The sequence below is a fragment of the Deinococcus grandis genome (assembly GCF_001485435.1).
GTDB classification, from domain to species: Bacteria; Deinococcota; Deinococci; order Deinococcales; family Deinococcaceae; genus Deinococcus; species Deinococcus grandis.
This window is the reverse complement of sequence record NZ_BCMS01000001.1, coordinates 2,270,318-2,290,713: the sequence shown is the minus strand read 5'-3', so window position 1 is coordinate 2,290,713 and position 20,396 is coordinate 2,270,318. Positions and strand designations below refer to the sequence as shown.

Genomic DNA, 20,396 nt, shown 5'->3' with positions numbered 1-20,396 from the left:
CTTTCTTGCGGCGGTGACGTGTCCGGCCTCGACGCCATCCTCCGGCATCGCCGATGGCCCGCGCGCTTCGCGCACGACGGCTCGTGGGCCACGACGGTAGAGGGGCAGGGTGTCCTGGTGCATGTCGGCAGGTTCTACTGTTTCAGCTCAGGCGAGAGAAGGTGTGCAGGCTCCCCTCTGAGGGGAGCTGTCAGCGCAGCTGACTGAGGGGTCCTGCGCAGCAGCGGTGTTGCCGTTCCTACTTCCCACTTCCCACTCCCTACAACCCTCACCTCGCCCGGAGCACCTGCGTCACCCACGCGTCCACGAGGCGCTGGGGGTTGGCGGCGACCTCGGCCTTGATGGGGGTGGATTGGGGTTCCTGCGCGAAGGTGAACACGGGGTTCAGGGGGGTGCCTTTCACGGCGGGGTAGATCCACATGCGGGTGGGGATGTCGCTCTGGACGGGTGCGCTCAGCATGAAGTCTACGAATTTCCGGGCGAGGGCCGCCTGCTTGGTGCCTTTGAGGATGCCGACGCCTTCGAGCTGGGTGTAGGTGCTGCCGGGCAGGAAGAGGTTGGCGGTGGGGGCCTGCGCGGGGAGTTTGGTGGGGGTGAAGCCGTCGGCGTAGAAGACTTCGGCGGCGGGGCTGCTGGCGTAGGACAGCACGATGGGGTACCGGCCGCCGTTGCGGGTGAAGTCCTTGTAGTACGCGTCGCTCCAGCCGCGCGTGACTTTCATGCCCCCCTGCCGGGCGGCGCGCCACCACTGCCACGCGCCTGCCTCGCCGTAGTGGTTGACGGTGGCGAGCAGGAACGCGAGGCCGGGGCTGCTCGTGGCGGGACTCTGCACGACCGTGAGTTTCGCGTAGGCGGGGGTTTTCAGGTCGTCCAGGCTCTTGGGGAGCGCCACGCCGTTCTTCTCGAACCACGCGCGGTCGTAGTTCAGGGCCACGAAGCCGTAGTCGACGGTGTTCAGGAGGCCGTCGTCGCCCAGGCGGTACGCGGCGGGCACGCGGGACAGCGCGGGGCTCCTGTACGGCTGGAGGATGCCCGCCTGCCGGGCGCGGGGCAGCAGGCTGTTGTCGAGGCCGTACACCACGTCGGCGATGGGGGCGCGGCGGGTGAGGATCAGGCGGTTCAGGAGTTCCCCGGCGTCGCCGCCCTTGATGAAGCGCACCTTCGCGCGGTTCTGCGTTTCGAACGCGGCGATGAGTTTCTTGTCCACGTCGAACGAGTCGTGCGTGATGACGGTCAGCGTGGTCTGGGCACTGGCGGCGCCAGCGGCGGCGAGTGCGGTCAGCAGGATCATTGTGTTACGCATAAGAAAGTCCCCTCGCGTCACGAGGGGAAGCGGTGGGCCTGCGCCACGGGTGTGGGCGGCCGGTCACGCTCCCTCCGCCGGAATGACCCGGATCAGGTTCCTGGGGTAAGTCTCAGCCCGCCCTTCGGCAGGCACCCCCGGTGACGCGTCCGTGAGGATAGCGCAGGCTGCCGCACGGGAGGTGTCCTGCGTCACCGGTTGCGGTTGCGGCGCGCGACGCGTGCCACCCTGAACCATGCGGAATCTACTCGTGTGGGTGGTCATGCAGGATGAGGGGGGCCGCGTGCTGCTCGGGCGCCGCGACGGCTCTGCGTACGGACACGGCCTGTGGGGCCTGCCGGGCGGCGGCGTGGAGCGTGGTGAGGGCCTCCCCGAGGCAGCCGCGCGTGAGGTCTGGGAGGAGATGGGCCTGACCCTCGACCCGGCCGGGCTATCCCTGCTGGGCGTGCGCCGCTATGAGGTGGACGGCGCGCAGGGCACGGATTTCCTGTTCCGCGCGCCGGACTGGGCGGGTCAGCCGCAGCCGCTGCACAAGACCTCGGAAGTCGCGTGGTTCGCGCTCGGTGACCTGCCGCCCGACACCCTGCCGTGGGTCGCGCCGCTACTGGACGCCCACCTGCGGCGCGGGGCGCGCCTGACCGAGCAGCTGCACGACGTGCATTCGGCGCGGGTGATCGCGTGACGTTTCATCTGGTCGCGTGGCTGATCGTGCAGGACGACGCGGGACGGGTGCTGCTGGGCCGCCGCTCCGGGTCCTCCTACGCCGATGGCCTGTGGGGCCTGCCGGGCGGGCACGTGGAGGCGGGGGAGACGCTGGCGCAGGCGGCGGCCCGCGAGGTGCTGGAGGAGGTGGGCCTGCGCGTGAACCCGTCGGCCCTGACCTGCCTGGGAGCCTGCCGCTACGACCTGGACGGCATGGGGGGATTGGATGTGTTCTTCCTGACCCGCGAGTGGACGGGCGAGCCGACCCCGCTGGAGAAGACCTCGGACGTCGGGTGGTTCGACCCGCACGCCCTGCCGGGCGACGCCCTACCATGGCTGCCGGGCGTGCTGGACGCGCACCTGCGGGGCGGGGTGCGCCTCTCGGAGATGCTCGACGGCTGGGCGGCCCTGCGGGGAGTGCCGCTGGCCGATCGCTGACAGCGGGTTTCAGAGGTGTTGAGGGGTGTCCTCAAGGTCTCTGATACGGACTCCGATTAAAAGGTTTATGATTGTCAGATCAAACAGACACTCCTGACGGCTCCCCTGGCGCATGACGCCGACACTTTCTGGCACCTCTACACGACCAGCACCTGCGCCGTCGAGCGGCGCAGAGCCCAATTCATGGCCCTCCTCGCTGAAGGACGCCCCCTCCCAGAGATTCTCCAAGTGACCCGGTACAGCCGGGTCACCGCCTACGATCTGGTGAACCGCTACCGCGACCGGGGACTTGCCGGGCTGTGTGACGGGCGCCACACGAATCAGGGTGCACCCCGGCTATTGAGCGCTGAGCAACAACAGACCCTGGCGACCCGACTACACGCCGACTTCGAGCAGGACATCGTCTGGTCTGGGAAAGACGTTCAGAACTGGCTTCAGGAGCAGTACGGACTGTCCGTTCACCTCGGGCGCACCTATGAATTCCTTCGAGCGGCTGGCTTTACCCCCCAACGACCCCGCCCCCGGCACGTTGGGGGCGATGAGGCCGCGAAGGAAGCATTCAAATCAAAGTCCTGATCGAGACGCTCCGCCAGGCGGAGCGTCTCTCACCGCGCGTCTCCCTGTGGTGTATGGACGAACATCGGATCGGGCTCAAGCCAATCCGCCGTCCAGTCTGGGCACCAACTGGGCAGCCGTTGACCTGTCCGGTTCAGCCTGGGTACGAGTGGCTCTACGTGTACGCGTTTGCCAATCCGGAGAGCGGCAAGAGCCTGTTTTGGTTGATCCCAGTCGTCAACAAACAGGCGTATGTGGCCGTCATGGCTGCGTTTGCCCGCATGGTCGGCGCCAGCGCCGACCATCGTGTGCTGGTCGTTCAGGATGGGGCCGGTTTCCACGTGCCACCCGATGATGGGCATCCGGAGGGCATTCAGACCGTGACGCTCCCGCCGTATTCGCCGGAATTGCAGCCAGCAGAACGGCTCTGGGCGTTGACGGATGTACCAATCGCGAACCGGGCGTTCGACAGCATTGAAGAGGTGGAATTGGCACTCTCCGAACGCTGCGTGTGGTTGGAAGCTCAACCTGATCTCATCACTCAGCAGACCCTCTTTCACTGGTGGCCTTTGTTAGCGAATTAATCGGAATCCGTATGAGAGGCTGTCTGGAAAGAGGGTTGAGGGAGTGGTGTCGAAAACAGCGTACTGTTTTTTATGACTCGGCACCGACACTACCCCAGCGATACCAGTGACGCTGAATGGGCCATCCTCTGCCCACTGATTCCCGCGCCTCAACCAGGCGGACGTCCAGCACGCATCCATCGCCGGGATGTCGTTGATGCCATCTTCTACATCACACGTGGCGGCGTGTCCTGGCGCATGTTGCCTGCCGATTTTCCGCACTGGAAGACGGTGTACAGCTACTTCCGGCAGTGGAAGCTCGATGGCGTCTGGCTGCGCGTCAATGACGCGCTGCGCACCCAGACTCGAACGGCCATGGGCCGCAACGCCCGCCCAACGGCGGGCGTCGTGGATTCCCGAAGTGTGAGGACCTCCCAAAAAGGGGGGTCAGAGGGTACGACGGGGGCAAGAAGATCAACGGACGAAAGCATCACCTGATCGTGGATACGCAGGGGTTGTTGCTGGGTGTCACCGTCACGGCAGCGAACATCAGCGACCGCGAGGGTGGGAAGGTGTTGCTGCGACAGGTGCACCTGTCGCAGCCGCAGTGGTCACTCCATCTGTTCGTGGATGGAGGGTATGCCGGGCCGTGGGAGGCGTGGGTGAAGACCACTCTGGGGTTCAGCGTGGAAGTGGTACGGCGTGCGGATGCCAACACCCGAAGGTATTGGCTGCCTGTGGGACAGGAATTGACGGAGGAACAGATCAAGACGTTCAGGGGGTATCGGACGTTCAAGGTGCTGCGCAAGCGGTGGGTGGTGGAGCGGAGCTTCGCGTGGTTGTCGTTTGATCGTCGCTTGAACCGGGAGTATGACCTGCTGCCGAGTACAACGGCGGCGTTCATCGTTGTGTCGTTTGTTCGGCTTATGATTCGCAGACTCGCGGCGTTCGCTGGTGAACAGCCGTCACCAGCTCGAAAATGACTTTCCAGACAGCCTCTGATACGGGATTCAAGTGATGCCACGTCATTCGGAGTCGCCCGGTGGCCCCCTCACCCTTCCGTCGCTTCGCTCCACTGCTGCTCAGCTCTACGAGTCCCGCAGGGGAGAGGGTCAACGGAACGTGACCGCATTGAAAGCGAGTCACTTGCATCCCTTATGAGAATGAGCGGAGTGAGAACCCGTCAGCGCGGTCGCCCCCTGAAGTGTGACCTGTGGTGTTCCTGCTGGATGAACACTTGCTCACTGGCGAGAACTCCTTCCATTTGAAATACTTCCATCTGAAATGAATGGAAGTCCCACCCTCACCCCCACTCCAGTCATGGACGACCTGTACGGCCTCGTCCGGCTGATCCTGCGGCTGTCCCGGCGCGTGCATCACGTCCTCGACGACCCGCTGGAGACCGCACTGGGCCTGAACACCAAGGAACTGCTCGTGCTGGCCACCGTCATGGACGGCGCCGACACACCCAGCGCCGTGGCGCAGGCGCAGAACCTCCCCGCGCCCACCGTGACCCGCATGGTCACCAAACTCGTGCAGGCGGGCCTGGTGCGCCGCGTCACCGACCCCAGCGACCTGCGGGTGCAGCGCCTGGAACTCACGCCCGACGGGCAGGCCACCCGCGCCCGCACCCGCGCGGTCGCGCAGGACATCGTCCACGCGCACTTCGGCCACCTGCCCCCCGAACGCGTGCAGGCCGCGCTGACCGCGCTGGCCGCCCTGGACGCGGCCCTGCACGCCCCCTGCCCCACCCCTGGAGACCCCGCATGACCACCCCCGCACCCACCCCGGCCAGTCCGGCCCCGTCGCGCGAGCAGCTCCTCGCGTTCGTCGGCATCCTGACCGTGCTGTTCCTGTCCAGCCTCAACCTCACGGTCGTCGGCAGCGCCATGCCCCGCGTCATCAGCGATCTGGGCGGCTTCCACCTGTATGCCTGGGCGTTCACCGCGTACTCCCTGGCGACCACCATCACCATTCCCATCGTGGGCACCATCAGCGACCGTTACGGCCGCCGCCCGCTGATCCTGCTCGGCATCGCCGTGTTCACCCTCGGCAGTGTGCTGCTGGGCTTCGTGCAGAACATGGAGCAGCTGATCGTCCTGCGGGCCCTGCAGGGCATCGGCGGCGGCACCCTGATGGCCATGAGCTTCACCGCCATCGCCGACCTGTTCACGCCCATCGAGCGCGGCCGCTACCAGGGCTACACCGGCGCCGTGTGGGGCGTCAGCTCGGTCGTGGGGCCGCTCGTCGGCGGCTTCCTGACCGACCACCTGGGCTGGCGCAGCGTGTTCTTCGTGAACCTGCCCTTCGCGCTGCTCGCCGCGTACTTCATCTGGCGGTACTTCCGCCTGCCCGCCCCCGGCGCCCGGGGCCACTTCGACGCGCCCGGCGCGCTGCTGCTGGGCGTGTCCGTCACCACCCTGACCCTGGCCCTCTCGTGGGGCGGCGGCACGTACGCCTGGGGCAGCGCCACGATTCTGGGCCTGCTGGCCGCCACCGTCCTCACCTTCGGCGCGTACGCGGGGCACAGCGCCCGCCAGGAACGCCCCATCCTCGACCTGCGCCTCCTGAAAGACCGCGGCATCGCCATCGCGTCCCTCGCGGGCTTCCTGACGAGCGCCGGCATGTACGCCGCGATCCTGTACCTCCCGCTGTACATGCAGGGCGTACGCGGCAGCAGCGCCAGCGGCAGCGGTCTGGCCCTCGCGCCGCTGATGTTCGGCATGATCCTCACCAGCACCCTCAGCGGGCAGGTCGTCAGCCGCACCGGCCGCTACAAGAATCTCATCCTGGCGGGTGGAATCGTCGCCACCGGCGCGCTGCTGCTCGCCACCACGCTCGGCACCGGCACGCCCATCCTGATCGCCGTGGGCATCATGGTCCTGCTCGGCCTGGGCCTAGGTCCCGTGAACAGCCAGCTGACCCTGGCCGTGCAGAACGCCGCGCCGCGCGAGCAGCTGGGCAGCGCCACCAGCGGCAACCAGTTCTTCCGGCAGATCGGCGGCACCCTGGCCGTCAGTCTGTTCGGCGCGCTCGTGAACGCCCACCTGAACGCCAACCTCGCCGCGCAGCTGCCCGAAGCAGCCCGCACCCTCCCGGCCCCCGTGCAGGACGCCATCGCCAACCCGAACCTGCTGACCAGCCCGCAGGCCACCGCGCAGCTCGGCGCGGGCCTGAGCCGACTGGGCGACGCGAACCTGCTCCAGCCCATCCTCGACGCCCTGCGCGGCGTCATGGCCGGCGCGATCGATCAGGTGTTCCTGGTATCCGCCGTGCTCGTGGGCCTCGCGTTCCTGGCGACCATCGCCCTGCCCGAACGTCCCCTGAAGGGCCGGGCCGGACTCGCCCCGCGCGCCGAGAAGATCGAGGTCAGCGCCACCGACTGAAGCAGGGTTGTGGGTTGTGGGGTGCAGGCATGGGTCTCTTCCCACAACCTGCACCCCACAACCCATCACGGCACCGGCCAGCGGATCGTGCCCAGCTGATCGGTGCGCCACGCCCGCGAGTGCGCCTGCGCCAGCCGCGTCAGCACGTCCGGGTGAGGGTGCCCGTAGGTGTTCCGCCCCACGCTGACGACGGTGTCGGCGGGGGTGGTCTGCGCCAGGAGGGCCGCGCCGGTGCTGTGGCGGCTGCCGTGGTGCGCGGCCTTCAGGAGGTCCAGCGGTCCAGCGACGAGTCGTTCCTCGACGGGGGCGGGCAGGTCGCCCAGGAACGCGGCCCGCCACCCGCGTGACTCCAGGCGCAGGGCGACGCTGTTGTCGTTGTCCTCGGTGCTCCACGCGTGTCCGGCGGGCCACAGGACGGTCAGGGAGGCGCCGTCGGAGGTGACCTGATCGCCCCGGCGAACCTCGCGCACCGGGACGTGCCGCTCCCGCGCGGCGAGCAACACAGCGGTCAGGACCGGATCGTCCGTCTTGCGCTGCCCGATCCAGACCTCCCCGACCGGCAGCTGCCGCAGGACGCTCGCCGCGCCCTCGATGTGGTCGGTGTCCGCGTGCGTGGCGACCAGGACATCCAGTTTCCGCACGCCCAGAGCCCGCAGGGTGGGCACGACCGTGTGCGCCCCCACGTCGTAGTCACTGCCCACCGAACCCCCGGCGTCCACGAGGACCGTCAGGTGGGGGAGGCGGATCAGGGTGCTGTCTCCCTGCCCCACGTCCAGAAAGACGACCTCGCGCGCGGGATGTAGTCGTCCCGGTAGGGTCGTCAGCAGGAGGCAGGCCAGCCACGTGCCCAGCGCGGCGGGCGCGCGGACGCGCCCCAGCAGCCACAGCCACCCGGCCAGCAGCGCCGCCGCGTAGGCCAGCAGGCCGCCCACGCCCACCTGCCCCCAGGACAGCACCGGGGCCTGCCCGAAGGTCCGGGCGAACAGCAGCAGCGCGTCGGCCAGGACGCCGTTCACCACGTTCAGCGGCAGGGCCAGCGGTCCCAGCAGCCCCGCCAGGAACCCCAGCGGGACGAGCAGGGCCATGATCCCCCCGGCCAGCAGGTTGGCGGGCAGCCCCACCAGCGGCACCTGCCCGAACGTCCCCGCGATCACCGGCAGCGTACCCGCCTCGGCCAGCAGGGTCGCGGCGAGGCCCAGCCGCAGCCAGCGCGGCCAGCGCCCCGGCAGCAGCCCCGCCACCCGCTCGGACTGCGTGAGAGCCAGCACCGCCAGGAACGACAGCTGAAAGCCCACGTCCGTCAGCCACAGCGGATACAGGAGCAGGCACGCCAGCGCCGCCAGCGCGATCACCCCCACTGGGTCTGGCCGCCCGCGCCCCAGCGCCAGCGCCATCAGCACCGCGCCGCCCATCAGGACCGCCCGCGTGATGCTCGCCGAGGACTGCACGAGCAGCAGGTACGGCCCCAGCAGCAGCACCGGCAGGCCGAACCGCCACGCGGGAGCCGCGCCCAGCCGCGTCAGCAGCAGGATCAGCGCGCCGGTCAGGATCGCCACGTTCTGCCCGGACAGCGCCATCAGGTGCGCCAGCCCCGCCCGCGCGAACGCGTCGCGCACCGCCTCACCCTCGCTGAACTGCTCGCGGCTGATGTCACCCCGGTCGCCGAGTTCGATGGCCTGCATCAGCGCGCCCTGCCGCTCCGTGAGGCCCGTGGTGAGGCCCCGGCGGAACCAGCCGCGCAATCCGCCCTGCGGCTGGAACTCCCGTACCCGCGCCCCCACCAGCGCGCCGCCCGGCGTGACGCTCAGCAGCCCACCCTGCGCGCGGAACCACGCCGCCTGATCGAAGACCCCGGGCGTGCGGCGGCCCTCCGGGGCGAGCAGGCGACCCGACACCCGCAGCTGCCCCGGCCCCTGCGTGGGCTTCGGCGCGAGCGTCACGCGCGCGGGCGGGTCGCGCAGCGTCAGGAACTGCCCGTCCCACTCGCCCTGCACGGTCACCAGTGCCCCGAACCACGGCGTCAGGGCGTTCGGGCGGGTCAGGACCGCGTGAGCCGAGGCCCAGCCCACCGCGCCGCCCAGCAGCACCAGCGCCAGCAGGACCGGCCGGGCGTGCCACAGCACCAGCCCCGCGCCGACCAGCAGCGCCGCCACGCCCCACCCCTGCCCCAATGCGAGCAGGATGCCGCCGATCACGCCCACCACCGCCGGAACCGGCCACGGCAGGCTACCCACGCGGGGCCGGGGCGCGTTCAGAACGACACCAGCGGCCCCAGGGCCTTCAGCGCTGCTGGCCCGACGCCCTTCACGCGGTCCAGGTCCGCCAGCGACCGGTAGGGGCGCCCCGCCACGATCCGTGAGGCCAGCGCCGGGCCGACCTTCGGCAGGGCCTCCAGCTGCTCCAGGCTGGCCGAATTCAGGTTCACCCGCCCGGAGATCAGCGGCGTGACGCTGCTCGTGGTGGGGTAGACCGGCGCCTCCGGCGTGGCGGGTGCAGGCGAGGTCGCCGCCGGTGAGGTCGCAACGGGCAGCGCCGCGCGGGTCACGGTCGGCACGCGCGGCTGCGGGAACAGCGCCGGAAGCAGCGTGAACGCCGCCGCGAGCAGCACCGCGCCGCCCAGCAGGAGCGTCCAGGGGTCCAGGGCAGACAGGTGGGGCGGAAGAACACGCAGACGGGACAGAGGCTCAGGGGGTGCCAGTCTGGCTGGCGCCGCCGGGGACACGGGCGCTGCGGCGTGCCGCCCTGCTCCCCGCTCGGGCGCGGACGGGTCAGCCGGGTGAGGGGTCGCCACCTCGGTGCTGGGCATGCGGTCAGCTTAGAAGTCCGGGGGCAGGCACGCTGCCGCACATGCCCTTTGCCCTCGCGGCGCGCGCCGTGCTACACTCCCGGAGTTTGCCTCCCGAGGGAGGCGTTCCCGCGTGACGCTCCGCGCCCGGCCAGCAGGCCAGCGGCTCCGCGAGAAGAAGAGGAGAGCACCATGAAGCGTACCTACCAGCCCAACAACCGCAAGCGCGCCAAGACCCACGGCTTCCGCGCCCGCATGAAGACCAAGTCCGGCCGTAACATCCTCGCGCGTCGCCGCGCCAAGGGCCGTCACCAGCTCACCGTCGCCGACGAGTAAGCTCCCACCCGGAGCGGCCCTCATCGCACAGACTGATCCCCCCAGCGCCACCCAGGAACGGCCCCGCCGTCCGGTGGCGCTGGACTCGTTACGGGGTGACCGCGACTTCCGCAAGGTCCGCGCCCACGGGCAGGCGATCCGCGACCCGCTGTTCACGCTGCGTGTCACCGAGTACCGCCCCCGCCACGGGGAATCGTGGCAGCCGCGGGCCATCATCGGCATCGTGGTCAGCAAGAAGACTCTCAAGAACGCCGTGGACCGCAACCGCGCCCGCCGCCGCGCCCGCGAGGCCCTGCGGACCCTGCCCGGCGGTCTCCCCGCCTGCCGCGCCATCCTGCTGCCCAACCCCGCCATCCTGGATGTGCCGTTCGAGGACCTCCAGGCGGCGCTGGAACGCGCCCTGAAACGCGCCCCCACGCGCGGCGGCCGGGGCGGCAAGGGCGGCAGCGGCGGCAAAGCTGGCGGCGGCGGGAACCCGGGCGGGGGGCGGCGCGTACCTGCCCCCGTGCCCCCAGCCGCCCCCCAGCCCGCGCTAGACTCACCGGAACCCGACCCGCAGGGGGACCGCGCGTGAACGCGCCCCGCAAACTGATGGTCCGGGCCGTCCGTTCCTACCAGCAGCACCTCTCGCCCCGCAAGCCCGCGCCCACCTGCCGCTTCACCCCAACCTGCTCGGAGTACGCCGCGCAGGCCATCGAACGGCACGGCGCCGTGAAGGGCGGCTGGCTGGCCGCGTGGCGCGTCATGCGCTGCAATCCCCTGGTGCCCGGCGGGTTCGACCCCGTCCCCGAGCACTTCCCCAAGAGGCAACCCCGAAACCCATGAAGACACGACACCTGCTTCCAATCGCCGCCCTGGGCGGCATGCTGCTGCTCAGCGGCTGCGGTCAGACCGGCCCGCTGCCCACCTTCGGCAAGGCCATCACCCCCGAATGGATCAAGGCCGACTTCGACGGCCAGCTCGGCGACGAGTACATCGCCACGAGCAACCTCCAGGACGTGGTGTTCAACGCCCGCGGCGAGATCATCGGCTGGTACGTCAAGGGCTACGCCGGCACCCCCTACATCAAGAAGCGGGGCGACGGCACCTACGATTTCAGTGCCCTGACCAACCAGAAGGGCATCGTAAACATGGTCGCCGGGCGCAAGGCCCTGGCTGTCGAGGACAAGGCCGCCGGGCTCGACCCCGCGCAGCCCGCCGAGACGACCACCCCGACCGGCCTGACCACCGACCTGAAGGCCAACCGTCAGGACGCCGTGTTCCGCTACACGCAGGGCGGCGTGACCGTCACGAAGACCGTCACGCTGCACCCCCGTAACTTCAAGGTCGACCTGAAGACTGAGGTGACGGGCGGCTCCGAACGCGTGAACATCCTGTTCCCGGGTCTGGGCAAAGCCGACAACCCGCGCGTGCAGGCCTACACGCAGGGTGGCGCGCAGCCCGCCGCCGTGCAGGGCAGCGGTACCCTGAGTGTCGACAACATCCAGTACGCCGCGCTGCAGGAAGTCGGTGGATCGGCTTTCGGTCCAGGACAGGCCGCACACGCCTTGATGATCCTCCCGCAGGGCGGCACGCAGGTGAACACCACCCTGACCGGCGGCGCGCAGGGCCTGATCACGGCGTCCGTACCGGCCAGCAGCAACCTGGAAGTCTACGGCGGCAAGAACGAACTGATCCACCTGTACCAGAGCGGCTACACCGACCTGCCGGGCCTGTTCAAACCGAACTTCTTCGGTCAGATCAGCCTGCTGATCGTGAAGCTCATGGAGCAGCTGTACAAGGTCATTCAGAACTGGGGCCTGGTGCTGGTCGTCCTGACCATCCTGCTGCGCGCCATCATGTGGCCCCTGATGCAGGCCCAGGGCCGCACCACCGCCCGCATGCAGGTCATGCAGCCCAAGATCAAGGAAATCCAGGAGAAGTACAAAGACCGCAAGGACATGGATTCCCAGCGGGCCATGCAGACGGAAATGCAGCAGCTGTACCGGGATTACAACTTCAACCCGGCCGGGTGTTTCTCCACCTTCATTCCGTTCCCGGTGCTGATCGCGCTGTGGTCGACCATCCGCAACTTCGAGTTCGACAGCGGCTTCCTGTGGCTCCCGGACCTCGCGATTCCTGATCCGTTCTACCTGCTCGCCGTCGTGTACCTGATCGTGAACATCGGGCAGCTGTACGTCATGACCCGCAAGAACCCGGACATGTTCCGCCAGCAGGCGTTCATCTACCTGATCTTCCTGTACTTCGCGCTGACCTTCCCGGCGGGCGTGACGATCTACATCATCCTGTCCACCCTGATCGGCATCGGGCAGCAGATCCTGATCAACCGTCAGGTCGAGAAGGAAACCGCCAGCATCGGCCAGAAGGTCGAGAAGGCCCCCGCCCGTCCGGCCACGAAGGCCAGTAAGACCATCGACGCACCCAAGAAGTAAGTCCCGTCAAGGGAAAGCGCCCACCCCTGCTTGCGGGTGGGCGTTTCCATTGAGGGTTCAGGCCTTGTCGCTGTCGGCCTTCGTGTCCGGGTCGGTGGTGGCGCCGCTGGCGGGCAGCCCGTCCTGCATGCTCCCGAACGAGGTGGGGTTCACGTCCGTGCCGCCCTGCGCGTCGGGGCGCGGGTCGGTGGTCAGGCTCACCTGCTGCGCCTGCGAGGTGGTGTCCCCGGCGTCCGCGTTCGCGTCGCTGGCGTCCGGGTAGATGCCCTGGGTGGCGGCGTCGCCCGGGTTCTTGGGGGTGCCGGTGTTCCACTGGCCCTGGTCGTTGATGGTCTCTTGCGAGACGTTCGCGTGTGCCTCACCGTTCGGTCTGCCCTCTCCCATGCTGTTGCCTCCTGCCCCGCCCGCGCGGGGACCCACTGGATTGAATGCGTCGCTGCCCAGCGTAGGCCCGCGCAGGCTGGAATCGGGTGGGGGCCGCGTTCACCAGACCTTACGGCGCGGCCCGGTCACGCTCAGCGGCCCTCGCCCTCCGCTTCCCCACCCTCGCGTTCCCCGCCGAAGGTCGCTTCCAGACCCGCCGCGAGCTGCTGCTTCTCCTGCGCGTTCAGGCGGGCTTCCGGGTGCATGGGGAGGTAGGTCGGTTCGGGCATTCCACCGCTCCGGACTTCCTTGGCGGCCTCGTCGGCATCCCGCCCGAAGCCGGGGACGTTCACGTTGAACCGGCTGCGGCCCTCGTCCACGTGCCGCTGCACCAGCCACGAGACGGGCGCCACGTTGCTGTACCAGGGCCATACGGTCGCGTGGCTGTGGCAGTCCGCGCAGGCGCGCGTGAACAGCGCCTCGGTCTGCGGGCTGTCCCACTTCGGCTGCGCCTGCACAGTGGGATTGGCGTGCGCCCGGCCATACGGCACGAGTTGCGCGACGACGAACAGGCTGACGAGCCCCAGCAGCACACGGGGCAGGAGGGGACGGCGGGCGGGATTCAGTCTCATGGGGCCTCCGGTGAACTCTGAAGCTCAGCCTGTGCTTCCCAGTCCACGCCGGGATGTGTCTTGACCTGCGGGAACCTTAAGGGGCGCGGTTCTGATCCGAATGTTTGACATCGAGCCTGATTGCCACCCGCCCGTTCCATTCCCCCCTTGCCTGGCTCGAACACGCCGGGGGGGCCGGACGCAAAGAATCACGGACGCAATCAGGCGCTGATTCGACAGTCCCGCATCAGGGTTTCGACGTAGGTTACTGCCATGGCCATCCTGCCCTGGCTTCTGACCCTGACCCTCACCGGAGGCGTGACCGGTCCGGTCCTTCAGCCGCTGCCGAGTCCCCACCTAGGACAGCCTGCGGTCTCCGCTTGTCCGGCCATGCTCGTTCCGCCAGTCTCCGTCGAGGTGAGGAACGAGGCCGGACAGGTGCTGCCAGACGCCGCTTTCCCCCTTGCTCTGCCTCCCGGACGTCAGGGAACGCGTCAGGTCACCGTGCATCAAGAGCGCACCGGTCGCTACACCGTTACCGTCAATCGTCCCTGGTACAGGCCGGTGACCGTGCGTGGTGTGGTGGTCAGAGAAAATCGGTGCGGCCCGGTCGCGCCCACACCTCTCGTGATTCGCCTTCAACCCACCACGAATGCTCCGGTCGTCCGCGGATTCGGGATTCTGGGTTCGGAACTGCACACGGCCGTCTGGCCTTACCAGCAGCGGTTGGGGAGCTTCGTGGATGCGCCCGGGGTGAGTCCAGCGGTGACTTGGACGTCCAGCCGCCCGGATGTGGCGTCCATTGACCAGGGCGGTCTCCTTGAAGCGAAATGCCGGAAGGTAGCAGGCTGGACGGTGATCACCGCCAGACTCAAGGCAGACCCGTCCATCATGGCCAGCGTGCGCTTCGGGGCGGGGGGAGCACGCACCGATTGCAGTCGGGCGCAGCCGGATCAGAAAGCAGGTCCCGGGCACCGTGATTGAGTGGATGAGATTCCGCCGGTGTTCAGGAAGTCGTGGTGACCTTCGGTCGAGTCTGTCGATGACCTCGGCGGCCTGCGCCGGGCTGCTGAATGCAGAGACACGGCAGGTTGCCAGTTGAGCCTTTGACGCCACAGGTAACACAAGGGGGCGTGGTTCAGGCCACCCCATCGCCCCGAGCACTGCCTCCTGCCTAAGTACACTGCGTTTGTCTTTTAGATAAACCGCGCGGAGCGCGTAGCAGAGGAAGTACGTTGAAGCGGGAATGGAGAGATTCCGGTGCTTTCCCGGAATCTCGCAATGTTAGCTTCGACGTCCTTAGACCCGGTGGCGCAGCAGGCGCAGGCCCATGAATACGACGAACACCGTGCCGCCCTCGTGTGCCAGGACGCCCAGCGGCAGTGGCACCTTGCCCGCCACGGCGAGCGGCGCGACGATCAGGATCACCCCGAACGCGAACAGGAGGTTCGTGATCACGGTGCGCCGCGCGTCGCGGGCCAGTCGGACGGCGCCCGCCAGTTTCCCGAGGTCGTTCTGCATGAGGACCACGTCCGCGCTCTCGATGGCGACGTCGGTGCCCGAGGCGACCGCCACGCCCAGGTCGGCGCGGGCCAGGGCGGGCGCGTCGTTCACGCCGTCCCCGACCATGGCGACCGGGCCGGGCAGCTCGCCGATCAGGCGCAGCTTGTCCTCGGGCAGCAGGCCCGCGCGGAACTCACTGAGGCCCACCTCGGCGGCCACGCTGCGGGCGACCTCCTCGCGGTCGCCGGTCAGCATGACGCGGTGGGTGACGCCGCTGGCCTTCAGGGCGTCCAGCGCGGCGCGGATGTCGGGGCGCAGGGCGTCCGCGACGCCCATCACGCCGGTCACGCGCGGGCCGACGCCGACGATGACGCTGCTGCTGCCGCGCGCGCCCAGGTCACTCAGGGCCGCCTGCTGCGCGGCGTCCAGCGTGGCACCCTGCCGCTCCGCGAGGCGGACGTTCCCCGCCCACGCGACCTGCCCGTCCGGCAGGCGCGCCTCGATGCCGTGACCGGGAATCGCCTGCGCGTCCGTGACGGTCAGCGGGGTCACGCCGCGTTCCTGCGCGGCGGTGACGATGGCCTGCGCGATGGGGTGCTCGCTGTGCGCTTCCAGTCCGGCAGCCAGCGCCAGCGCCTGCCCCTCGTCATCCGCGTGCACGGCGGTCAGGGTCATGCGGGCCTGGGTCAACGTGCCGGTCTTGTCGAATGCCACGGTCTGCACGCCCGCCAGGGCGTCCAGGGCGGCGCTGCTCTTGAACAGCACCCCGGCGCGCGCGGCGGCCGCCATGGCCGAGAGCATCACGGCGGGCGTGCTGATCACCACCGCGCAGGGACTGGCGACCACCATGAACGTCATCGCGCGGTACCACGCGTCGTCCACGCTCAGGCCGAACCCGAAGCGCAGCAGGGCGTACACGGCGGGCACGAGGGCTAGCACGATCACCGCGTACGGGCTCTCCCAGCGTTCGGTCAGGCTCTCGGTGCGGCTCTTCTGCGTCTGCGCCTGCTCCATCAGGCCCACCAGTCGCGCCAGGGTGCTCTCGCCCGCCGGGCGGACCACTTCGGCCTCCACGCTGCCGTTCAGGTTCACGGTGCCGGACGCCAGTTCCGCGCCTGGGGCCTTGTCCACCGGGACGCTCTCGCCCGTGATGGGGCTCTCGTCCACGCTCGTCTGCCCCCGGACGACCAGCGCGTCGGCGGCGACTCGCTCGCCGGGCCGCACGACCAGCAGGTCCCCGATGCGGATCTCGCCCAGCTCGCACCATTTCTCCACGCCGTCCCGGCGGACGGTCGCGCCCTCGGGGTTCAGGTCCATCAGGGCCTGGATGGCGCTGGACGTGCGGCCCATCGCCCAGTCCTGCAGGGTGTTGCTCAGGCTGAACAGGAACAGCAGGATCGCGCCGTCCGCCGCCTGCCCGATGCTCGCCGCGCCCAGGGCCGCGAGCACCATCAGCAGGTCCACGTCCAGCTTGCGTTCCGCGAACAGCGAGTGCAGCGCCTCGCGCCCGGCGGGAATGCCGCCCGCCAGGAACGCCGTGACGTACCCCGCCCACTGCAGGGCCGGGAGGTGCAGGAGGTACTGCCCGGTCAGGCCCACGAGGAGGCCCGCCAGGGTCAGGGCGGTTAGGGTGACCGCGCGGCGCAGATCGGACGACATCGTGAAGCGCGGCTCGGGCCGGGCGCCTGGGTGGGGAAGGGTCTGGGTGGTCACGGGGAGCCTCCGGGGTGGGGGAGAGGAACGACCCTCCTTAATAGGAAGGATTCTCAATAAGAGGATTCTACTCCCCCCGCCCCCCGAACTCAACGCAGAACACCCACCGGAATGCTCGGCAATCCCAGGCGCCCAACAGAAGGAAGCCGCCCCCTCCCACGCGGGAAGAAGGCGGCCCCCCGTCAGAAGGTCTGCCTGCTACTGCCCCTGCCCCATCGAGAAGCCCGGCACGCCGTCGAAGGTGTACAGGTGCTCGGTCTTGATGAAATCCAGCCCGCTGCCCAGCAGACCCGTCAGCAGCGCCACCACGTCCGCGTGCCGCACCGGCCCGTCCCCGTCGGCCAGGAAACGGCAGCGCCAGTGGTCCGCGCGGAACGTCTCCGGCTGCCCGCCCGGCCAGACCTTCACGCCCCGGTTCGTGATCATGTTCAGCCGCAACCGCCCGGTCACCAGTGCCTCCAGCCGCGCCGCCAGCACCGACGGGTCACGGTCCGCCTCGGCCCACTCGAAGAACACGTCCGTGCCCACCAGCGTCTTCACCACGTCCCGGCGGTCCGGCTGCGGCGCGGGCGCCGGCAGCTGCCCCGGTCCCCGGCGCGCGGCGGGCAGCACCTGCGGCTCCTGCCCCAGCCGGGCGATCACGGCGTCCGCGAACTCGCGCGTCCCGACCCGCCCGCGGGTGTGTTCCCCCGCGATGTCGGCGGTGTGCACGCCGTCCTCCAGGGCGCGCAGCCACGCGTTCTGCACCCGCACCGCCACGTCGTGCTGCCCCAGGTGCCCCAGCATCATGACCGCCGCCTGCAGCAGTCCGCCGGGGTTGGCGACGTTCTGCCCGGCGATGTCCGGCGCGCTGCCGTGAATCGCCTCGAACAGCGCGAAGCTGGGGCCGATGTTCGCGCTGCCCGCCAGTCCCACCGAGCCCGTCACCTCGGCCGCCACGTCACTGATGATGTCCCCGTACAGGTTCAGGGTCACGACCACGTCGTACCGTTCGGGGCGGGTCGCCAGCCGCGCCGTGCCGATGTCGATGATCTGATGCTCCTGCTCGAGGTCCGGGTACTCGGCGCCGATCTCGCGGAACACCTGATGGAACAGGCCGTCCGTGAGCTTCATGATGTTGTCCTTGCTCAGCGCCGTCACCCGGCGCCGCCCGTGCGCGCGGGCGTACTCGAAGGCGTAGCGCACGATCCGCTCGCAGCCGTCCCGCGTGACGAGTTTCAGGCACTGCACGACCTCGCGCGTCTGGCGGTGCTCGATGCCGGCGTACAGGTCTTCCTCGTTCTCGCGGATGATCACCACGTCCGTGCCCGCGTGGTGGCTGGGCACGAACGGCGCGTAGGCACGGCACGGGCGGACGTTCGCGTACAGGCCCAGCGTCTTGCGTAGCGTGACGTTCAGGCTCTTGTACCCGCCGCCCTGCGGGGTGGTGATGGGGGCCTTGAGCAGCACGCCCGCCGCGCGCAGGGTGTCCCAGGTGTCCGGCGTGAAGCCGCTGGTGTGGCCCTCGCGGTACACGGCCTCACCGATGCGGATCGGGACGGGCTGGAGGCGCGCCCCGGCGGCGGCCAGGATCCGCAGGGTGGCGTCCATGATTTCCGGGCCGATGCCATCCCCGTGGGCGACGGCGACGGTGGTGAGGGGTGCGGTGTGGGCAGGGTCGAGGGTGAGTTGCGTCATGGCTCCTCCAAAGAGCGAAATCTAATACGCGAAAAGTATGTCGTATTTTGTGTGCTAGGGTCAAGCCACCCATGACCACGCCCGCCCCGTGGACCTTCCTCACCAACCACACCCACGTCCTGCTGTGCCTCCAGCAGCACCCAGGCGACACCCTCCGCGAAGTCGCCACCCGCGTCGGCATCACCGAACGCGCCGTGCAACGCATCGTCCGCGACCTCGAAGACGCCGGCGTCCTCACCCGCGAACGCCAGGGCCGCCGCAACACCTACCACCTCCAGCCCAGCACCCCCCTGCGCCACCCCCTCGAAGCGCACCACACCGTCGGCGAACTCCTCGACCTGCTCCGCTAGGCAGTGGTGCCCACCCCCTCTCAGCCGGGCCGCGCCACGCGCGTGACGGTCACGTCCTGCGTGCCGTCATCGCGCCGGACCGTGAAGGTGCTGCTCACGCCCGGCGCGGCTCCCAGCCGCAACTCGTGAAAGTAGGCGGCCTGCACGTCCACCCCGTCGATGGCGACGATCTCGTCCCCGCCGCGCAGGCCTGCCTGTTCGGCCGGGCTGCCCTCATGCACCATGCGGCAGCGCACGCCCCGCCCGTCCGCGAGTGGTTCCAGCCATGCGCCCGTCAGGCCCAGCCCCTGTAACCCCGGCTGGTGCCGCCGCAGCAGCCGCAGCTGGCCCCGGTGGTTGATCTCGTCCTCGAACACGTGGAACCACATGAAGTGCCGGTTGCCCGTGCCCCCCCAGAAGGGGAGGGGTTCGTCCAGCCATGCGTCGTCCCGCGCGGCCAGGAGTTCCAGCGTTCCGGCGCGCACGCGGGCCAGTTCCTCCAGGTAGTGCCGCAGGGGCCGCCCCCGGACCTCCGCGCGGCCCTGCTGCCCGAGGTTCAGGCCCGGCCAGTGGTGGGCTTCCAGCGCTGAATCCGGGTCCGGGTGCCCGTCACTGATCAGCTGGTAGATGCGCTCCACCGCCGCCATGTGCGCCAGCAGCATCCCGGCGCTGTTCGCGTGCCCGTCCGGAATCAGGTCCAGTTCCTCTGGCGTCCAGCCCTGCACGGCCTCCAGGGTCGTCTCGCGCGTGTAGGTCATCATGCCGACCAGGCGGGCGATCATGGGCGTGAAACCGGGCCGGTCCGTGAGCAGCGTGGAGGTCATGCCCGCAGCATACGGGTCACCTCCGCGCGGCCTTACTTCAGTTCGGCGGCGAGGTTCAGCACGGCTTTCTTCAGGGTGACGGCCCCGGCCCCGGCCGAAAGGACCTCGCCGGTGCCCCCGTCCACAATGCGGGCGACGGCGCGGGCGGCGCCGCTGCCGTCGGGTTCCACGGTGATCTCCAGCCGCTGCCCGTGCCCGAGGTTCTGCGCGGCGGTGTTCAGCACCCAGTCGGCCCAGTTGATCTTCTCGGCCTGCGGGGCGTTCGCCTTCGCCTCCTGCTTCTCGCGGTATGCCTGGGTTTTCTGGTCGACGTGGGTGCGGATGACCTCGAAGCGTTCGGGGTTGCTCAGGGTGTCGAAGGGCACCTCGTCGCCGCTGTCCGGGTGGTGGACCAGGGCGTCGGGTTGCATCTTCTTCACGACGCTGGCCATGATGCGGACCTCGGCGGCGGGCACGTCCCAGGGCAGGTCGGTCTCGCCGTCCGCCTCACCCTCTGCTCCGGGCTGGGTGTCGGGCGCGGCGGCCTCCACGAGGCGGGCGATGACGCGCTGCTGTTCGGGTTCGAGTTCCTCGATGACCTTCGCGGCGGCGCGGTACGAGCGGGCCTGCGCCTCGTTCTTCGGCTGGATGCCCAGCGGATCGAGGACCTTCGCCACGTCGGACGCGTCGATCAGACGCCCGGCCTGCGGGGCGGTGAAGCCCCAGCGGTCCTGCAGGTACGCCTCGAAGGACTCGTAGGAGGCGCGGTAGAACCCGTTGTCGCGGATCTCGCTGAGGGCCTGTCCGGTGCGGCGGAAGTCGCGCAGGCCGTCGCGGACGGTCTGTTCCAGCGCGGAGAGGCGGGCGGACTCGTGGGGGGCGAGGGAAGCGGTCACG

23 protein-coding genes and 1 riboswitch are annotated in these 20,396 nt (G+C 69.4%); of the genes, 14 read left to right on the top strand and 9 right to left on the bottom strand.

What is annotated here, in order from left to right; genetic code table 11:
* Positions 1–268: 268 nt before the first annotated feature.
* Positions 269–1,291: a thiamine ABC transporter substrate-binding protein gene (locus tag DEIGR_RS11170; protein ID WP_153013850.1), complete on the bottom strand. Its 1,023-nt coding sequence runs from the start codon at positions 1,289–1,291 to the stop codon at positions 269–271.
* Positions 1,292–1,354: 63 nt separating this feature from the next.
* Positions 1,355–1,452, bottom strand: a riboswitch (TPP riboswitch).
* A gap of 86 nt (positions 1,453–1,538) precedes the next feature.
* Between DEIGR_RS11170 and DEIGR_RS11165 the strand changes: the two genes are divergently transcribed.
* The 8 genes from DEIGR_RS11165 (at position 1,539) to DEIGR_RS11140 (ending at position 6,947) form a co-directional block, all read left to right on the top strand.
* Positions 1,539–1,985, top strand: a complete 447-nt coding sequence (locus DEIGR_RS11165) for an NUDIX domain-containing protein (RefSeq protein WP_058977286.1) — start codon at positions 1,539–1,541, stop codon at positions 1,983–1,985.
* On the top strand, positions 1,982–2,443 hold the full coding sequence (locus DEIGR_RS11160; RefSeq protein ID WP_058977284.1) for an NUDIX domain-containing protein: 462 nt from the start codon (positions 1,982–1,984) through the stop codon (positions 2,441–2,443). Before DEIGR_RS11165 ends, DEIGR_RS11160 begins: the two co-directional genes overlap by 4 nt.
* A 78-nt stretch (positions 2,444–2,521) precedes the next feature.
* A complete protein-coding gene (locus DEIGR_RS19670; protein WP_322787165.1) occupies positions 2,522–3,019 on the top strand; it encodes a winged helix-turn-helix domain-containing protein in 498 nt (165 codons plus the stop codon).
* Complete coding sequence (locus DEIGR_RS11155) at positions 3,001–3,582, top strand: IS630 family transposase (RefSeq protein ID WP_153013714.1); 582 nt, start codon at positions 3,001–3,003, stop codon at positions 3,580–3,582. The genes DEIGR_RS19670 and DEIGR_RS11155 overlap by 19 nt, the downstream gene beginning before the upstream one ends.
* Before the next feature lie 72 nt (positions 3,583–3,654).
* The gene (locus DEIGR_RS19665) at positions 3,655–4,059 is read left to right on the top strand and encodes a transposase (RefSeq protein ID WP_083524026.1); all 405 of its coding nucleotides are present in this window, start codon (positions 3,655–3,657) and stop codon (positions 4,057–4,059) included.
* Positions 4,035–4,544, top strand: coding sequence for a transposase (locus DEIGR_RS11150; protein ID WP_083524025.1), 510 nt, complete (start codon positions 4,035–4,037; stop codon positions 4,542–4,544). Before DEIGR_RS19665 ends, DEIGR_RS11150 begins: the two co-directional genes overlap by 25 nt.
* Before the next feature lie 337 nt (positions 4,545–4,881).
* Entirely contained in the window at positions 4,882–5,331 is a 450-nt protein-coding gene (locus DEIGR_RS11145) for a MarR family winged helix-turn-helix transcriptional regulator (protein ID WP_236704730.1), read from the top strand.
* Positions 5,328–6,947, top strand: coding sequence for an MDR family MFS transporter (locus DEIGR_RS11140; protein ID WP_058977272.1), 1,620 nt, complete (start codon positions 5,328–5,330; stop codon positions 6,945–6,947). The genes DEIGR_RS11145 and DEIGR_RS11140 overlap by 4 nt, the downstream gene beginning before the upstream one ends.
* 65 nt (positions 6,948–7,012) lie before the next feature.
* On the opposite strand, the gene DEIGR_RS11135 is transcribed toward DEIGR_RS11140, so the two are convergent.
* Positions 7,013–9,151: a DNA internalization-related competence protein ComEC/Rec2 gene (locus DEIGR_RS11135; RefSeq protein WP_058977270.1), complete on the bottom strand. Its 2,139-nt coding sequence runs from the start codon at positions 9,149–9,151 to the stop codon at positions 7,013–7,015.
* Positions 9,152–9,198: 47 nt separating this feature from the next.
* Complete coding sequence (locus DEIGR_RS20375; RefSeq protein WP_083524024.1) at positions 9,199–9,753, bottom strand: ComEA family DNA-binding protein; 555 nt, start codon at positions 9,751–9,753, stop codon at positions 9,199–9,201.
* Between the two features lie 171 nt (positions 9,754–9,924).
* Between DEIGR_RS20375 and rpmH the strand changes: the two genes are divergently transcribed.
* The 4 genes from rpmH to yidC all read left to right on the top strand — a co-directional run bounded on the left by rpmH (position 9,925) and on the right by yidC (position 12,500).
* Entirely contained in the window at positions 9,925–10,068 is a 144-nt protein-coding gene (gene rpmH / locus DEIGR_RS11125; protein ID WP_046844501.1) for a 50S ribosomal protein L34, read from the top strand.
* 73 nt (positions 10,069–10,141) lie between these two features.
* Positions 10,142–10,642 (top strand): ribonuclease P protein component, encoded by a 501-nt coding sequence (gene rnpA / locus DEIGR_RS11120; RefSeq protein ID WP_058977268.1) that lies wholly within the window; start codon positions 10,142–10,144, stop codon positions 10,640–10,642.
* A gap of 17 nt (positions 10,643–10,659) precedes the next feature.
* The gene (gene yidD / locus DEIGR_RS11115) at positions 10,660–10,893 is read left to right on the top strand and encodes a membrane protein insertion efficiency factor YidD (RefSeq protein ID WP_058978671.1); all 234 of its coding nucleotides are present in this window, start codon (positions 10,660–10,662) and stop codon (positions 10,891–10,893) included.
* The gene (yidC, locus tag DEIGR_RS11110; protein ID WP_058977266.1) at positions 10,890–12,500 is read left to right on the top strand and encodes a membrane protein insertase YidC; all 1,611 of its coding nucleotides are present in this window, start codon (positions 10,890–10,892) and stop codon (positions 12,498–12,500) included. The genes yidD and yidC overlap by 4 nt, the downstream gene beginning before the upstream one ends.
* Before the next feature lie 57 nt (positions 12,501–12,557).
* On the opposite strand, the gene DEIGR_RS11105 is transcribed toward yidC, so the two are convergent.
* Both DEIGR_RS11105 and DEIGR_RS11100 read right to left on the bottom strand, forming a co-directional pair.
* On the bottom strand, positions 12,558–12,884 hold the full coding sequence (locus DEIGR_RS11105) for a hypothetical protein (RefSeq protein ID WP_153013713.1): 327 nt from the start codon (positions 12,882–12,884) through the stop codon (positions 12,558–12,560).
* 131 nt (positions 12,885–13,015) lie between these two features.
* Positions 13,016–13,495, bottom strand: a complete 480-nt coding sequence (locus DEIGR_RS11100) for a heme-binding domain-containing protein (protein WP_058977262.1) — start codon at positions 13,493–13,495, stop codon at positions 13,016–13,018.
* 252 nt (positions 13,496–13,747) lie between these two features.
* Here DEIGR_RS11100 and DEIGR_RS20370 point away from each other — a divergent pair, with 252 nt between their 5' ends.
* Positions 13,748–14,458, top strand: a complete 711-nt coding sequence (locus DEIGR_RS20370) for an Ig-like domain-containing protein (RefSeq protein ID WP_153013712.1) — start codon at positions 13,748–13,750, stop codon at positions 14,456–14,458.
* A gap of 315 nt (positions 14,459–14,773) precedes the next feature.
* On the opposite strand, the gene DEIGR_RS11095 is transcribed toward DEIGR_RS20370, so the two are convergent.
* Together DEIGR_RS11095 and DEIGR_RS11090 are read right to left on the bottom strand one after the other, a co-directional pair.
* On the bottom strand, positions 14,774–16,690 hold the full coding sequence (locus tag DEIGR_RS11095) for a heavy metal translocating P-type ATPase (protein ID WP_058977261.1): 1,917 nt from the start codon (positions 16,688–16,690) through the stop codon (positions 14,774–14,776).
* A 198-nt stretch (positions 16,691–16,888) separates the two neighbouring features.
* Complete coding sequence (locus DEIGR_RS11090; RefSeq protein WP_058977259.1) at positions 16,889–18,367, bottom strand: NADP-dependent isocitrate dehydrogenase; 1,479 nt, start codon at positions 18,365–18,367, stop codon at positions 16,889–16,891.
* A gap of 71 nt (positions 18,368–18,438) precedes the next feature.
* Here DEIGR_RS11090 and DEIGR_RS11085 point away from each other — a divergent pair, with 71 nt between their 5' ends.
* Positions 18,439–18,717: a helix-turn-helix transcriptional regulator gene (locus DEIGR_RS11085; RefSeq protein ID WP_058977256.1), complete on the top strand. Its 279-nt coding sequence runs from the start codon at positions 18,439–18,441 to the stop codon at positions 18,715–18,717.
* A gap of 20 nt (positions 18,718–18,737) precedes the next feature.
* On the opposite strand, the gene DEIGR_RS20860 is transcribed toward DEIGR_RS11085, so the two are convergent.
* Positions 18,738–19,520 (bottom strand): DinB family protein, encoded by a 783-nt coding sequence (locus tag DEIGR_RS20860; protein WP_058977254.1) that lies wholly within the window; start codon positions 19,518–19,520, stop codon positions 18,738–18,740.
* Positions 19,521–19,552: 32 nt separating this feature from the next.
* Complete coding sequence (locus DEIGR_RS11075) at positions 19,553–20,395, bottom strand: hypothetical protein (protein ID WP_236704729.1); 843 nt, start codon at positions 20,393–20,395, stop codon at positions 19,553–19,555.
* Position 20,396 lies beyond the last annotated feature (1 nt).